Consider the following 14,707-nt stretch of genomic DNA (forward strand, 5'->3'; position numbering starts at 1 on the left):
TTCACCGCCATACCACCATCAGGATCCTACTGACCGCTCCGGTGATTTTAAGTCAGCGGAGATTCAACCTCCGGTCATATTCATAAACCGGACAATTTGGGGCTCATCCTCAAGACTGAAATAATGCCTTTCCGGCTTCAGATTCATCGCCTCACGTATACTTTGCTTCAGTAACTGCGAATCACCCGGATGGGCCCGAAGAATTTCTTTTAAATCCACAGAATGCTCATTTCCAAGACATAACAACAATCGTCCTTCAACGGTCACCCTTACCCTATTACACAAATGGCAGAAATTGTGACTGTGAGGTGAAATGAAACCAAGCTGCACAGCGGAGTCCGACATGGAATAGTATTCGGAAGGCCCTCCGGTATATGTGGAGGCGTCATTTACAACAGGATGCAAGGGAAACGTGGCTGAAATTATATCCCGCAACTCACTGCTGGAAATAAAAGCCAACTGACGGTCATGCTCAGTAATATTCCCCAACGGCATTTCTTCAATAAATGAGAGATCCAACTTCCGTTCCCGGGCAAAATTCACCAGATTGAGAACTTCATCCTCATTTCGCCCACGCATAATGACTGCATTGATCTTGATGCGCTCAAACCCTGCATCCCTGGCCGCATCGATCCCCGCGATAACGTTGGACAAATCGCCGGTTCTGGTTAACTCACGAAATCTGACCGGGTCCAGACTATCCAGGCTAATATTGATACGCTTTACACCAAAGGCTTTCAGGTCCTTTGCCATCTTGGGCAACTGGGAACCGTTAGTGGTCAGCACCAGCTCATCCAGCCCTTCCAACTGGCCCAGTCGCTCTATCAACGAGAGAATGTTCTTCCTTACCAACGGCTCTCCACCGGTAAGGCGAATTTTTTTCACTCCAAGCGATACAAATGCCCGGGCAACATCATAGAGTTCTTCCAGGGTCAATATTTGTTGGCGGGGCAGAAAAGTCATATCTTCAGCCATGCAGTAAACACAGCGAAAATCACATCGATCAGTGACCGACAGACGCACGTAGTTCACCTGTCGACCAAACCGATCAATCAGAGCACTGTTTGCACTTTCGTGAGTTGTCATAGCGATAATACGACTCTCCTATAATACAGCTGCCGCTGTTTCAGCCCCCGGTAACCGGAGGGAAAAAGGCAATTTCATCACCATCCAGGACAGCATGCTCAGCCTTTACCATGTCCTGGTTGACTGCACACAGAACCTTACCCTGCTCAAAAACCGCCTTCGCCTGGGGTAATTGCTGGCAAATCAAATCTTTCACATCGTTTACGCTGCCATCGCCATTCCAGGCAATCTCCATCTCGGCGCATCCCATAGCTTCCCTCAGCCTGGCGAAAAACAGGATCTTAACCATCAGACTTCTCCTCAGGGGCCACGCCCATATCCAAAGCCTGCCAATGACCAGACCGTCCCCCAAGCTTTTCTAACAACCGAACCTGCTGAATCACCATCCCTTTATCGACAGCCTTGCACATATCGTAAATGGTCAAAGCCGCTACACTGGCGGCGGTCAGTGCTTCCATCTCCACGCCTGTCTTGGCGTCAAGCTTACACATGGATTGAATAACCAGCTCAGAACGCTCAGTATCGGGAGTAAGTTCCACTTTTACCGACGTCAGGTTAAGACTATGGCACAAGGGAATAAGTTCCGAAGTTTTCTTTGCCGCCTGAATGCCGGCAATTCTGGCAACGGCTAAAACATCCCCCTTCTTATGGCCACCTTCCATAATTAACTTAAGTGTTTCGGGTAACATCGCAACCCTCGCTTCAGCGCGGGCGATTCTTGTGGAAATATCCTTATCTCCCACATCCACCATATGGGCAGCGCCCTTTTCATCCAGATGGGTCAGTTCGGCCATTTCAGCTTCCCGTATTACAAATTAATAAAACCAGTGATATGTCAGTCATTTTCCCACCATGCACGGATTCCCGCCACCCCCTGACACCCTGCCATTCTGGCTGCCGGGATATGAGAGTCATTCACACCTCCCAAAGCGAAAACCGGAAAAGTTGAACATCGTGACAACTTTTCAATTCCCTCCCATCCTAACACCTTCCCGCCAGGGTGAGATAGTGTAGGTAACGCAGGCGATACAAAACCATATTGGCACTGCAGCCGGGCCGCTCTTTCAATTTCGGCGACACTATGACAGGAAGCCCCCAACCACATCGAAGAAGGAATCGGGCGGTCCGTGAAAGCACTAAGAAGCCTTGAACTAAGATGACATCCATCTACTGGCAGATCGGTGCTCTTAATGAGAGACAAACCCAGCTCCCCATGAACAATCAAGCATTCAATCCTTTTACGCCAGCTCCCGACGACAAACGCAACCCATTCTTCATAGGCCTGCATACTCAGTTGCGGTGCTCGCAGGACAAGCATACGCACGCCTTGAGCCAGGACTCTCTCCATCTTGAGACAAAGATCCTGCTCATCATCATATTCTCCTGTAATCACACATCGATCAGGCAGCTTCAGGGCGTCAATAATTGGTTTATTTGCGGCGGGAAAAGCGTCTGCCCTCAACTCCTCCATATTCATTCGGAACAGTGACTGCCCCTCACGCCCGTGAGGTACTCCATCAAATCCCTGAACCGTCCACACATCCAGGTAGACAGACTTATCAGGATAAGTAAATTCAATACAAATTAACGGCTGCTTCGGCGATGCGGATACATCCACTCCCAACTCTTCCTTAAGTTCGCGAACCAGAGCATCCTCCACCAATTCACCAACCTCAACCTTGCCACCGGGAAACTCCAATAGACCCCCCTGGTGGAGATGATCCGGTCTTCTGGCAATAACCAATTTTCCGTCAGCATCAAACAGTACTGCAACCGCCACATGGACAGATTTCACGATTCTCTCCTGTATTTATCTATCCGGGTTTCACTTTCTATTCGGTTTCACTATCCGGTCAATTTATCAGGCTGTGGTTTGAAGTTTCCAAAAACACCTGAAAGGCGAAATGGGGAGGGACATTTCAAGCTAGGACTTAGACTCGTGTTACCAAAGATTTGAACCTTTGGCAACAGAGCCAGACAGGCAGGTGGCGCGAGGGTCTATTGCGCCGAAAAACCGCAAATTGGTTTCAGGTACGATATTCGGCGTTAATACGAACGTATTCGTGTGACAAGTCAGTGGTCCACACCTGATCCGCCACCGATCCACGCCTCAATACGACCCGAATCAGAATTTCCTCCTGATTCATAACAGATTGCCCTGCCTCTTCAGTATAGGCCGACGCACGGCAACCATTTTCAACAATGCACACATCGTTGAGGTAGATATCTATCTTGTCTACATCAAGATCAGCAATGCCTGCTCTTCCTACAGCCGCAAGAATACGCCCCCAATTGGGATCGCTGGCAAACAACGCAGTCTTCACCAGCGGCGAATGAGCAATCGTATACGCTACGTCCAGGGCTTCCTGAGTGGTGCCCGCCTGCTCTACCCTTACTTCAACGAACTTGGTCGCTCCTTCTCCATCCCTGATAATTGCGTGTGCCAACTCTTTCATCAGCTGCTGTAACACGCGACGGAATTCCTGCCAGTCCGGCTGATTCAAGTCCGTCATAGCCGCCACATCTGCTTTCCCAGTCGCAACAAGAATGCAGGCATCATTAGTAGATGTATCACTATCAATCGTAATTCGATTGAAAGACTGCTCCACCGCCTCTCTCAACAGCTGTTGCAACACTTCCTGGTGCACAGGAGCATCAGTCGCGACAAAAGCCAGCATTGTTGCCATATTGGGCCGGATCATGCCTGCGCCTTTACTAATACCGCTGATACGCACCGGCTTACCACCGACCAGCACTTCGGCAGTTGCACCCTTAGGCCTGGTATCCGTGGTCATGATGCCCGCAGCGGCATCCGGCCAATGATTATCAGCCAGGTTATTCAGAGCAGATGGCAAAGCAGACTGAATTTTATTGACTGGTAAAGGTTCACCAATAACACCGGTTGAAAAAGGTATTACCTGGGATTTCTCACAACCGGCTTCATCTGCCAGAGACTGGCAGCAGACATCTGCATCCTGGAGACCTTTTGCCCCAGTACCAGCATTGGCATTCCCGGTATTGATCAACAGATAGCGAGGGGCTTTGACTGACAGATGCTGTTTCGCCAGCACAACCGGTGCTGCACAGAACTGGTTCTTCGTAAATACGCCAGCGGTGTTCGCCCCGTCAGCCAACTCGAAAACAACAACGTCTTTGCGACCCGGCTTTTTAATACCCGCTGACGCAATTCCGATACGAACTCCAGATACAGGCAAAAACTCGGGCAAAGCCCCCGGACCTACGGCCATTGGACTTACTCCACCTTACCGTGACACTGCTTGTATTTCTTACCTGAACCACAGGGACAAGGCTCATTACGGCCGACTTTTCGACCTTCTCTGACAAATGGCGCCGGGTGCGCTTCCTCTCCGTCAGAGCCTTCGCTTCCGTCTTCCTGCTCAGGTTGACCGGCCTGGCTTTCAGGATGCTGAGCCTCAGCTCTCTGCATCTGAAGCTCCAATGCCTCACGACGGCGACGCTCCATTTCTTCCAGCTCTTCCTGTGTCTGCACCCTTACATGACATAGGATTCTGACAACGTCAGTTTTGATGGAATCCAGCATACCCTGAAACATTTCAAATGCTTCACGCTTGTATTCCTGCTTGGGATTTTTCTGGGCATAGCCACGCAGATGAATCCCCATTCTCAGCAAGTCCATATTGGATAGATGCTCTTTCCAAAGAGTATCCAACACTTGCAGGAATACCTGTTTTTCAAATTTGCGCATGGTTTCCGCGCCGACCACAGATTCCTTCGACTGATAGGCTGACACGACTTCCTGGAGAATTTTTTCCCGCAGAGTTTCTTCGTGCAAGCGCTTGTCTTCATCCAGCCATTTCTGAACGGGCAATTGGATAGCCATTTCAGTTTCGAGGAACTTCTCCAGACCCGGAATATCCCACTGCTCTTCAAGACTCTGGGGCGGGATATACTGGTTCAAGGAGCTGTTAACAACATCCTCACGTATGGCAGCAATCATATCGGAGACATCGTCCCGTGCCATGACTTCGTTACGCTGCTCATATACAACCCGACGCTGATCGTTAGCGACATCATCGTATTCAAGCAACGATTTACGGATATCGAAGTTGCGACCTTCCACTTTACGCTGGGCTTTCTCTATCGCATTGCTCACCATACGGTGCTCAATCGCTTCACCCTTCTGCATACCCAGCGCCTGCATGATATTCTTCACACGATCAGAAGCAAAGATACGCATGAGGTTGTCTTCCAGAGACAGGTAAAAACGTGTCGACCCTGGATCACCCTGACGACCGGAACGACCTCTCAACTGATTATCGATCCGACGGGATTCATGGCGCTCGGAACCAATGACATGCAGACCGCCAGAGCTAATGACCAACTCATGACGCTTTTGCCAATCTGCTTTGATTTTATCGATTTGTTCCTGGGTGGGATTTTCAAGCGCGTGTACTTCTTCCTCCCAGTTCCCGCCCAACACGATGTCAGTTCCGCGACCGGCCATGTTGGTGGCAATGGTCACTGCTCCGGGACGACCTGCCTGGGCGATAATATGGGCTTCCCTTTCGTGCTGCTTGGCATTCAGAACATTATGATCAATGTTCTCTTTTTTCAGCATGGCAGAGAGATATTCAGAAGCTTCAATCGATGCGGTACCCACCAGCACTGGTCGATTTTGTGTCACAGTATCTTTGATATCGTCGATAACCGCTTGGAACTTCTCTTCTACAGACAGATAAACCAAATCATTATAGTCAATACGCTTGACCATTTTGTTCGTGGGTATCACGACAACATCAAGACCATATATCTGACGGAATTCGAATGCTTCGGTATCGGCTGTACCGGTCATACCGGCAAGTTTTTCATAAAGGCGGAAGTAGTTTTGGAAGGTGGTAGAGGCAAGAGTCTGGCTTTCAGCCTGGATATTGACACCCTCTTTGGCTTCAATGGCCTGATGCAGACCTTCTCCCCAGCGACGGCCCGGCATCGTTCTACCGGTATGCTCATCAACGATGACAACCTGACCGTTCTGCACAATATACTCAACGTTACGCTGGTATAAGTGGTGAGCTCTCAGACCTGAATTGATGTGGTGAAGCAACCCAAGGTTAGATGGTGCGTACAGGCTATCACCTTCATCCAGCAAACCATTTTGAACCAGAAGCTCTTCCACGTAGACATGCCCGGACTCGGTCATCTCTACTCCACGACTTTTTTCATCAATGGTAAAGTGGCCATCAACCGCAAGCTGTCCTTCAGCGTCCAGCTCACCTTTCTTAAGCAACGGAATCAATTTATCAATCTTGCGATAAACTTCGGAGCTGTCTTCAGCGGGACCACTGATAATCAGTGGAGTCCTGGCCTCATCAATCAGAATTGAGTCCACCTCGTCCACGATGGCGAAATGATGCCCTCGCTGAACCTTATCCTCAATGCTGAACGCCATGTTGTCACGCAGGTAATCAAAACCGAACTCGTTATTGGTTCCGTATGTGATATCTGCAGAATAGGCAGCACGCTTCGTGACAGGGTCTTGACCACTGACGACCACGCCAACGGATAGCCCGACGTATTCATACAACGGCCTCATCCACTCTGCGTCACGTTGAGCCAGATAATCGTTTACAGTAACAACATGGACACCTTTGCCGGTTAGCGCATTAAGGTAGACCGCCAGAGTGGCCACAAGGGTTTTACCCTCACCGGTCCGCATTTCCGCAATCTTGCCGTTATGAAGAGTCATGGCACCGATGTGCTGCACGTCAAAGTGACGCATACCCAGCACTCGTTTACCTGCCTCTCGCACCACCGCGAAAGCTTCTGGCAAAAGCTGATCCAGGGACTCCCCTTTAGCCAGACGCTCTTTGAACTCCTGGGTTTTGGCTTTAAGAGCTGACTCGTCCAGAGCACTTATGGCCTCTTCCATCTGGTTAATGGAATTGACGAGTTTTCCCAGACGTTTTACTTCTCGGGCATTTTTGCTGCCGAAAATCTTTTTGGCGATGGATGCAAACATAACTGACCAAAATACCTTTTTATATGTACGCGTTCTTCTTGGGCGGAATTACGACTTGAGTGCTCAATGACATCGGGCGCTGTTGGTAAGCCTGTGCAAAAGCCTCATTTGAAGCTGACCATAAAAGGACTGATAAAGCTTTCGCACAGACTCCCTGTCAGAGCTTTTGGGTATGCCGTCTAGAGGGAGCCTAAATCCAAGCTCCGCATTCTAACCCCATCTTGTTACAGCAATAAAGGGATTAGTGCACACTTGTTACGCCAAGTAACAATATAGGCTGCGAATAGAAATTAAAAGTCTAATAGTAGGAAATATTCAGAAGATGAGAAGAAAATGTTGTCTGACGGCCATTTCAATTTGGCCGTCAGCCAGGCTTGAGCCTTTTGTCATCGATCACCCTGGCAAAAAACGGGATCGAAAATAATTTACCGGACAACCTGAATTCTGTTAGCGACTTGCCCGATGTATAAACTTGGCAGGATCTGTCGGCTTACCGTCTTTCCGCACTTCGAAGTGCACATGAGGACCGGTTGAACGACCGGTGCTACCCATCAAAGCCAATTCCTGACCTTTCTGAACAACATCACCTACAGAAACTAAAATTTTCTTACAGTGCGCATAACGGGTAACCAGACCGCCACCATGGTTAATTTCCACTAGTTGACCGTAGCCATAGCGTTCGCTCGCATAGGTCACAACACCGCCCGCTACTGCAACAATGTCACTTCCTTCTTTACCGGCAAAATCAACTCCGGCGTGCCAGGCCCGCTTACCTGTAAATGGGTCTGAACGATACCCGTAATAGGATGACAACCACCCTTTCAGAATCGGGCGCCCGGCAACAAATTGCTCGCGCTGGAACTTCTGATTCACAAACAGCTCATCCATAAGGCGCAATTGCTGCTCACGGGATTCGGCTTGTTGCTCGATCGCTTCCAGGGCCGACGTCAATTCAGGCACCGTATACGACTGCTCCAAACCAACTTCTTCCGGACCACCCAGTGCCGGAGTGGAGACAAAATCAAATTCCCCTTCATCCAGCCCCGCAACATCCGTCAATCTTTGTCCTAATGCATCCAGCCGCAGCAGACGTGCCTGAAGCTCTCCCATACGGAGGGTCAGGGCATCAATATGCTGAGCCGATTTGACTTTATATTCTTCGATTTGCTGCTGCTGTGTTGCCAGCTTACCTTCCCAATTCTGGATGATTTCACTGTCAACCAGGTCCGCGGAGGACGCAGACCGCGCAGACGCACCAATCTGAAACCCTAAATAAGAGACAGCTCCCATGGCACCCAGTAAAAGACTGACGGCGCCGAAAACAACCAGCTTATTCAGCGTAAAGGACCGTGATCGGTCATGACTACGATTTAGAACAATAATGTCCATAGTGTTTTCGTGGATTCGTGTTTGCCCTAACGGGACCAGATTGTTAAATACAGTAAAATATCAAACGAGGCAGAGTATCCAATTTCATTATAGAAGTAAATGCAGCAGCACAATGTGGTTAATATTCAGGTTTTTGTTACAGGATGTTCTAAAATACCGGCATTATGTGCCTAAAACGCATAAAATAAGCCCTGGGAGCAGGTTTAGTAAACCCCAATATAATGCCAATATATAAATGATTCAGTCCATCGAGAGTCGATTAAACTTGTCTAACCATTATTTAATGTCATTCCGCTATGCGTAAGCAGGTAACAGAACTCTTCTCCGATTCCCGCTCTGATCTTGGGCGGTTAATCAGTCGTACAGGCATGATTAATCAGCTACAGCAGCTTTTTGCCCATGGTCTTCCGGACTCTTTAAAGGAGAGCGTTCAATTTGCTGGTGAACAAAACGGCAAAATTACAGTGGTGGTTCCCAATGCCCTGGTCGCTAACCAGGTTCGTATGAATCAGCACGAAATACTGAGAAGCCTGCGGCAATTTAAGGAATTTGAGTTTGTGTATCAGATAACCCCACGGGTTAAACCGATCACAGAAAAACCGAAGCCCAAGAACAAAACCAGCCCGATTTCAACGCGGACCGCGGAGCTTCTGCTGCAAGAGGCAGAGTATTGTAACGATGAAGAGTTGCGCAAGGTGCTGGAATCACTCGCATCTCACGCAAAATAGTTCGGGCCTGCCACATTCGCGGCAGGCCTTCCCTAGAGACCTGACAGTGTCAGGCCAATACAGGCTTCATAAAGGAAATAGGGGCATCCTGAGTGTCTTCCAGAGTCACGATCTCCCAAGCATCCTTCTGGGCTAATAATTCGCGGAGAAGTTTATTGTTCAAGCCGTGACCGGATTTATGCCCACGAAACTCTCCTACCAGGCTTTTACCCAGCAGATAAAGATCGCCAATGGCATCCAACACCTTGTGCTTGACGAATTCATCGTCATAGCGCAGGCCGTCTTCGTTCAGAATTTTGAAATCGTCCACAACGATGGCATTGTCCACACTGCCACCCAGAGCAAGATTCATTGCCCGCAACTTTTCAATATCACGCATAAACCCGAAAGTACGGGCCCGGCTTACTTCCTTCACGAAAGACGTGCTGGAAAAGTCCACCGTTGTCTCCTGTGACCGTCCCTTAAATACAGGATGGTCAAAGTCGATACTGAAGGTGACTTTAAACCCGTCAAACGGCAGGAAGGTCGCTTTCTTGTCATCTTCCGTTACAGTAACTTCACGCTTAATGCGGATAAACTTCTTGGACGCCTGTTGTTCTTCGATTCCCGCAGACTGGATCAAAAATACAAAGGGTCCTGCGCTACCATCCATGATAGGCACTTCCGCAGCACTAAGTTCCACGTAACAGTTGTCGATCCCCAAGCCTGCTAACGCAGACAATAAGTGTTCAACTGTGGCGACTTTCACGCCGTTCTTAACCAGGGTCGTCGAAAGCAGGGTTTCCCCTACATTCTCTGCCCGAGCCGGGATTTCCACGACCGGGTCAAGATCCGTTCGACAGAAAACAACTCCGGTATCAACAGGAGCCGGCTTCAAAGTGAGATAGACTTTCTCACCCGAGTGCAGACCCACCCCCGTCGCACGGATGATGTTCTTTAAAGTGCGCTGTTTAATCATTGCGGCGATTCACCAAAACTGGACGAAATTCGGCCAAATCATACCAGAAAGCCTTTAGGGCCTCCAACCTAATTGACCAAACCGTCAAATTAATCGGCTTGACGACGCAGAAACGCTGGAATATCAAGATACTCAACGCTTTGCTCGTCTCCTACTGCCCGGCGCTCCACAGCAGCATTACCCACAGTAGCAGTACGTTTCCGCATTACCGTTGGGCGCTCCAACTGATGGTAATCTGTGGTGCCATTTACTTGGCGCGAATTATCGACCACTTTAGTCGGCTTGTCATGTATACCGCCTAATCCGGTCGCAACAACTGTGACCCGCAGCTCATCTTTCATTTCAGGATCGATGACTGTACCAACCACAACTGTAGCGGAATCCGATGCGAACTCTTCAATGGTGTTACCAACTTCAGAGAACTCACCAAGAGACAGATCAATACCGGCAGTAATATTGACCAGGATTCCACGTGCGCCCTGCAGATTGATATCTTCCAGCAATGGGCTGCGAACTGCGCGCTCGGCTGCTTCACGTGCGCGATTATCACCAGAAGCAATTCCGGTTCCCATCATCGCCATACCCATTTCAGACATCACGGTACGAACGTCTGCAAAGTCGACGTTGATCATACCCGGGCGGATAATCAGATCGGCAATACCCTGTACGGCGCCCAACAATACGTCGTTGGCAGCAGCAAAAGCATCCAGCAAGCTGGTGTTTTTACCCATGACGCTCAACAGTTTTTCGTTGGGAATTGTAATCAGGGAATCCACATGCTGTGACAGTTCTTTCAAACCGGCTTCAGCCACTTTCATCCGCTTGCCACCTTCAAACGGGAACGGACGAGTTACCACTGCAACTGTCAGGATTCCCATTTCGCGGGCAATTTCTGCAACAACCGGAGCTCCGCCGGTACCGGTTCCACCGCCCATACCGGCAGTGATAAAGACCATATCGGCGCCTTTCAGAGTTTCGGCGATACGATCACGATCTTCCATCGCTGCCTGGCGACCTACTTCCGGATTAGCTCCAGCCCCAAGACCTTTAGTAATAGTGCCACCCAGTTGAATAACATGCTTGGCATCCACATCACGCAACGCCTGAGCATCTGTATTGGCACAAATAAATTCAACACCGTCAACGGAGCCTTCCAACATGTGACGGACAGCGTTGCCGCCTCCACCACCGACCCCGACGACCTTAATGACCGCATTTTGTGGTACGTTATCGACTAGTTCAAACATCCCCTTCTCCTTTCACTTATTTCAATGTCTGCGTTTTTAATTACATCTTCCAGATCAGACCTGATCCCTATAGCCTGCCTGGAGAAGCGTCGGGATTTCCGACGTTTCTGTGGTACCTGCATGTACCACCTGCAGAGCCTCCAAAAGAGGAAGCTCCGGCATTCCCTTAAAAGTTCCCCATGAACCAGTTCTTGATTCTTTCGAACATGTTCACGGCCTGTTCTGACTTGCGCTGGACTCCCAGCCCAAGTTCCTGTTGCCTGAAGCCAAAGAGCAGTAGCCCTACCGCCGTTGAATACATCGGATTGTTCACCACATCACTGAGACCGGTTACCGATTGAGGTACTGCCAGACGTACCGGTGCGTGGAATATCTCTTCCGCCAGCTCCACCACACCTTCCATGCTTGATGTACCGCCGGTCAGTACGATGCCCGCAGCAATGAGGTCTTCATAGCCGCTACGGCGTAGTTCCGACTGGATCAAGGTAAACAGCTCCTCATAACGAGGCTCCACAACCTCTGCCAGCGCCTGCCGACTTAAATCCCGGGCCGGACGATCCCCAACACCGGGCACTTTGATCGTTTCATCAGCCCCTGCCAGTTGCGTCAGTGCACAGGCATATTTGATTTTGATTTCCTCAGCATTCTGCGTGGGAGTGCGCAATGCCATGGCGATATCATTGGTGACCTGATCGCCGGCAATTGGAATCACCGCGGTATGGCGAATCGCCCCACCGGTGAAGATCGCAATATCGGTGGTACCACCGCCGATATCCACCACACAGACCCCCAGCTCTTTTTCATCATCCGTCAGCACCGCATAACTGGAAGCCACCTGCTCCAGGATGATTTCGTCGACTTCAAGACCACAACGCTTTACGCACTTTTCAATATTCTGGTAGGCGTTCACGGCACAGGTGACCAAATGCACTTTGGCTTCCAGCCTTACCCCGGACATGCCCAGAGGTTCTTTAACCCCTTCCTGATTGTCGATCACATATTCCTGGGGAATCACATGCAACACCCGCTGATCCGCCGGTATGGCTACCGCCTGCGCAGCATCCAGAACCCGGTCCAGATCTGCCTGAATCACCTCTCTTTCCCGCACGGCGACAATTCCGTGAGAGTTCATACTGCGGATATGGCTGCCGGCGATCCCTGCATAAACCGAATGAATCCGACATCCAGCCATCAGCTCTGCTTCTTCTATGGCTCTCTGGATGGCCTGCACGGTGGTCTCAATATTGACCACGACACCACGCTTCAAGCCGCGGGATTGATGGGAGCCAATTCCGACTATTTCGATGTCGCCTTCATCGTTTTTCTGACCGACAATCGCAACCACCTTGGAGGTGCCTATATCCAGTCCTACGATCATATTCCCACTCAAACTCGCCATATTGTCAGACTCTGTGTTTGCTTAATTCCCAATAAATGCATCAGCTTGATTCCGGGGTGTCGGCTTCTTTCCATGTCACTGCAACCCCCCTGGTATAACGGGCATCCACCGACGCAATGCGCTCCCGCTCCAGGTGTAACTTTTTAACAAACAGGGTGGTAAACCGCTTCAGTCGTTCCTCGACATCCTGTTTACCCAGGTTCAGTTCCCAGCCATCGGCAAATCCGATTCGCCACGCTCCTCTCGACTCCATGGATACCCGGGAGACTTCCAGACCGATACTCCCAAGTTCATTCCGCCACTCGTTGAAACGTGAAAATACATCCCCGACCTTGTGCTCCGGTCCGCTCAGTTGGGGCAAATCCACAACCTGTTCCTGTTGTTCCGGCGTAAATACTTCTCCGGCAATATTGATGAATCCTTTCTCATTCCATCTTGCAACGGCTTCCTGTTCCACCAGTTGCACCCGTAATGTATCCGGCCACCTACGGGATACTGCAGCTACCTTGGTCCAGGGCGCTTTTTCCAATTGCTCCCTGATTTGGGCCAGATCCACAGTGAAAAAGCTCTTCTGTAAATTGGCCGCCAATACTGCTTCAACATCTTTCTTATGGGTATGTAGCAGATCCCCGGTCACCTCGATTTTCGTAATCGGCTGATCCAACCAGCCAACGCCATAGGAAAAACCGCTTAGCAATGCCAGCCAAAACATAAAAATGCCGACATGTATTCCCAGCTTCGCCCAGGGCATCTGCGCCAGCCGCTTTCGGAAGGCCGAAGTGCGCAACGAGCTTTTACTCCGGGTCTGGGTGGCACTTGCCCCCCGGCGAACCTTGACCTTGGTATTGTTGGAGCCTTTCCGCATCATGGGTGGTTAACCCCTTTCCCGCGTTGCACTCAGGGTCGTGGACAATATCGCCACCACCAGCTCTTCAAACGAAAACCCCGCCTGTTTTGCCGCCATCGGAACCAGACTGTGATCAGTCATGCCCGGCACGGTATTCACTTCCAGTAACCAGGACTGCCCGTCAGCGTCGACCATCAGATCCACCCGTCCCCAGCCTTCACAATCCACTGCCAGATAGGCTCTTTCAGAAAGCTCCTTAAACTCTGTCTCAGTGGCATCCGGTAACCCCGAGGGCAACAGGTAACGCGTGTCATTGGCAATGTACTTGGCGTCATAGTCATAAAACTCATGATGAGTCTGCAGCCCGATAACGGGTAATGCCGACCGCTCAAGGATGCTGACGGTATATTCCGCTCCGGTGATCCAGGTTTCGGCGAACACCAGGGAGTCGTACTTCGCCGCTTCCAGATACGCATCACGCAATTCCTGTGCTGATGACACTTTGCGCATGCCGATACTGGATCCTTCGTGTGCAGGCTTCACCATGGCGCAGCCATTCAGATCATTAATGGCAGCATCCCAATCGGTATTTTCTTCAAGCACCCGGTATGCTGGTGTTGCCAACCCCATGGATTCCCAAATCTGTTTGGTGCGCAACTTGTCCATTGCCAGGGCAGACGCGAGAACACCACTTCCGGTGTATGGTTTACCCAGCAACTCCATGACGCCTTGCATCGTGCCGTCTTCACCACCCCGGCCATGCAAAACGATAAATGCGCGGTCAAACTCAGTTCCCACCACACTTGAAAGGCCATCCTGGGGATCCAAAGCAAACGCATCGACACCCGCTGCAAGCAGCCCATCAAGAACGGCTTTACCACTTTTCAGGGAAACCTCTCTCTCGGCGGAATCTCCACCAAACAACACGGCAACGCGCCCGAACTCGGATACGTCCAGAGACTTAACACGTTGTTTGAGTTGCTCGATCGTCATTTACCTACAATCTCTTTATGCAAATTCTTGATTCATTCAGGCCAGAATGGTTTTCACCA

The 14,707-nt window shown here is 50.2% G+C and carries 13 protein-coding genes; 1 reads left to right on the top strand and 12 read right to left on the bottom strand.

Features of this window, described 5'->3' with window-relative positions; all coding sequences use genetic code 11:
• Positions 1-63: 63 nt before the first annotated feature.
• From moaA to BTA51_RS18395, 7 genes are all read right to left on the bottom strand, one after another.
• Entirely contained in the window at positions 64-1,086 is a 1,023-nt protein-coding gene (gene moaA, locus BTA51_RS18365) for a GTP 3',8-cyclase MoaA (protein WP_094709896.1), read from the bottom strand.
• A 40-nt stretch (positions 1,087-1,126) separates the two neighbouring features.
• On the bottom strand, positions 1,127-1,375 hold the full coding sequence (gene moaD, locus BTA51_RS18370) for a molybdopterin converting factor subunit 1 (RefSeq protein ID WP_094709898.1): 249 nt from the start codon (positions 1,373-1,375) through the stop codon (positions 1,127-1,129).
• Positions 1,368-1,880: a cyclic pyranopterin monophosphate synthase MoaC gene (moaC, locus tag BTA51_RS18375; RefSeq protein WP_094709900.1), complete on the bottom strand. Its 513-nt coding sequence runs from the start codon at positions 1,878-1,880 to the stop codon at positions 1,368-1,370. The genes moaD and moaC overlap by 8 nt, the downstream gene beginning before the upstream one ends.
• Before the next feature lie 41 nt (positions 1,881-1,921).
• Entirely contained in the window at positions 1,922-2,881 is a 960-nt protein-coding gene (locus tag BTA51_RS18380; RefSeq protein ID WP_168188215.1) for a Nudix family hydrolase, read from the bottom strand.
• A gap of 232 nt (positions 2,882-3,113) precedes the next feature.
• Positions 3,114-4,334, bottom strand: a complete 1,221-nt coding sequence (gene argJ, locus BTA51_RS18385; protein WP_094709904.1) for a bifunctional glutamate N-acetyltransferase/amino-acid acetyltransferase ArgJ — start codon at positions 4,332-4,334, stop codon at positions 3,114-3,116.
• Between the two features lie 5 nt (positions 4,335-4,339).
• Positions 4,340-7,087 carry a preprotein translocase subunit SecA gene (gene secA, locus BTA51_RS18390; RefSeq protein WP_094709906.1) on the bottom strand — a complete coding sequence of 916 codons (2,748 nt, stop codon included), beginning with the start codon at positions 7,085-7,087 and terminating at the stop codon, positions 4,340-4,342.
• Between the two features lie 447 nt (positions 7,088-7,534).
• Positions 7,535-8,476: a M23 family metallopeptidase gene (locus BTA51_RS18395; RefSeq protein ID WP_094709908.1), complete on the bottom strand. Its 942-nt coding sequence runs from the start codon at positions 8,474-8,476 to the stop codon at positions 7,535-7,537.
• A gap of 296 nt (positions 8,477-8,772) precedes the next feature.
• On the opposite strand from BTA51_RS18395, the gene BTA51_RS18400 reads away from it, so the two are divergent.
• Positions 8,773-9,204: a DciA family protein gene (locus BTA51_RS18400; RefSeq protein WP_094709910.1), complete on the top strand. Its 432-nt coding sequence runs from the start codon at positions 8,773-8,775 to the stop codon at positions 9,202-9,204.
• Between the two features lie 49 nt (positions 9,205-9,253).
• Here BTA51_RS18400 and lpxC read toward each other — a convergent pair whose 3' ends face one another.
• The 5 genes from lpxC to BTA51_RS18425 all read right to left on the bottom strand — a co-directional run bounded on the left by lpxC (position 9,254) and on the right by BTA51_RS18425 (position 14,648).
• The gene (gene lpxC / locus BTA51_RS18405) at positions 9,254-10,162 is read right to left on the bottom strand and encodes a UDP-3-O-acyl-N-acetylglucosamine deacetylase (RefSeq protein ID WP_094709912.1); all 909 of its coding nucleotides are present in this window, start codon (positions 10,160-10,162) and stop codon (positions 9,254-9,256) included.
• An 89-nt stretch (positions 10,163-10,251) separates the two neighbouring features.
• A complete protein-coding gene (gene ftsZ / locus BTA51_RS18410; protein ID WP_094709914.1) occupies positions 10,252-11,409 on the bottom strand; it encodes a cell division protein FtsZ in 1,158 nt (385 codons plus the stop codon).
• 166 nt (positions 11,410-11,575) lie between these two features.
• Positions 11,576-12,808 carry a cell division protein FtsA gene (gene ftsA / locus BTA51_RS18415; protein ID WP_094709916.1) on the bottom strand — a complete coding sequence of 411 codons (1,233 nt, stop codon included), beginning with the start codon at positions 12,806-12,808 and terminating at the stop codon, positions 11,576-11,578.
• A gap of 40 nt (positions 12,809-12,848) precedes the next feature.
• Positions 12,849-13,676: a cell division protein FtsQ/DivIB gene (locus BTA51_RS18420; protein ID WP_094709918.1), complete on the bottom strand. Its 828-nt coding sequence runs from the start codon at positions 13,674-13,676 to the stop codon at positions 12,849-12,851.
• A 6-nt stretch (positions 13,677-13,682) separates the two neighbouring features.
• Positions 13,683-14,648, bottom strand: a complete 966-nt coding sequence (locus BTA51_RS18425; RefSeq protein ID WP_094709920.1) for a D-alanine--D-alanine ligase — start codon at positions 14,646-14,648, stop codon at positions 13,683-13,685.
• Between the last annotated feature and the right edge of the window lie 59 nt (positions 14,649-14,707).

Origin of the sequence: Hahella sp. CCB-MM4 (genome assembly GCF_002260525.1) — a bacterium.
In the GTDB taxonomy this organism is placed as follows: domain Bacteria; phylum Pseudomonadota; class Gammaproteobacteria; order Pseudomonadales; family Oleiphilaceae; genus Hahella.

Coding starts and splice junctions, on each gene's coding strand:
- lpxC (WP_094709912.1), bottom strand. CDS start 10,162: ATGATTAAACAGCGCACTTTAAAGAACATCATCCGTGCGACGGGGGTG.
- ftsZ (WP_094709914.1), bottom strand. CDS start 11,409: ATGTTTGAACTAGTCGATAACGTACCACAAAATGCGGTCATTAAGGTC.
- BTA51_RS18395 (WP_094709908.1), bottom strand. CDS start 8,476: ATGGACATTATTGTTCTAAATCGTAGTCATGACCGATCACGGTCCTTT.
- secA (WP_094709906.1), bottom strand. CDS start 7,087: ATGTTTGCATCCATCGCCAAAAAGATTTTCGGCAGCAAAAATGCCCGA.
- argJ (WP_094709904.1), bottom strand. CDS start 4,334: ATGGCCGTAGGTCCGGGGGCTTTGCCCGAGTTTTTGCCTGTATCTGGA.
- moaA (WP_094709896.1), bottom strand. CDS start 1,086: ATGACAACTCACGAAAGTGCAAACAGTGCTCTGATTGATCGGTTTGGT.
- moaC (WP_094709900.1), bottom strand. CDS start 1,880: ATGGCCGAACTGACCCATCTGGATGAAAAGGGCGCTGCCCATATGGTG.
- ftsA (WP_094709916.1), bottom strand. CDS start 12,808: ATGGCGAGTTTGAGTGGGAATATGATCGTAGGACTGGATATAGGCACC.
- BTA51_RS18420 (WP_094709918.1), bottom strand. CDS start 13,676: ATGATGCGGAAAGGCTCCAACAATACCAAGGTCAAGGTTCGCCGGGGG.
- BTA51_RS18425 (WP_094709920.1), bottom strand. CDS start 14,648: ATGACGATCGAGCAACTCAAACAACGTGTTAAGTCTCTGGACGTATCC.
- BTA51_RS18400 (WP_094709910.1), top strand. CDS start 8,773: ATGCGTAAGCAGGTAACAGAACTCTTCTCCGATTCCCGCTCTGATCTT.
- moaD (WP_094709898.1), bottom strand. CDS start 1,375: ATGGTTAAGATCCTGTTTTTCGCCAGGCTGAGGGAAGCTATGGGATGC.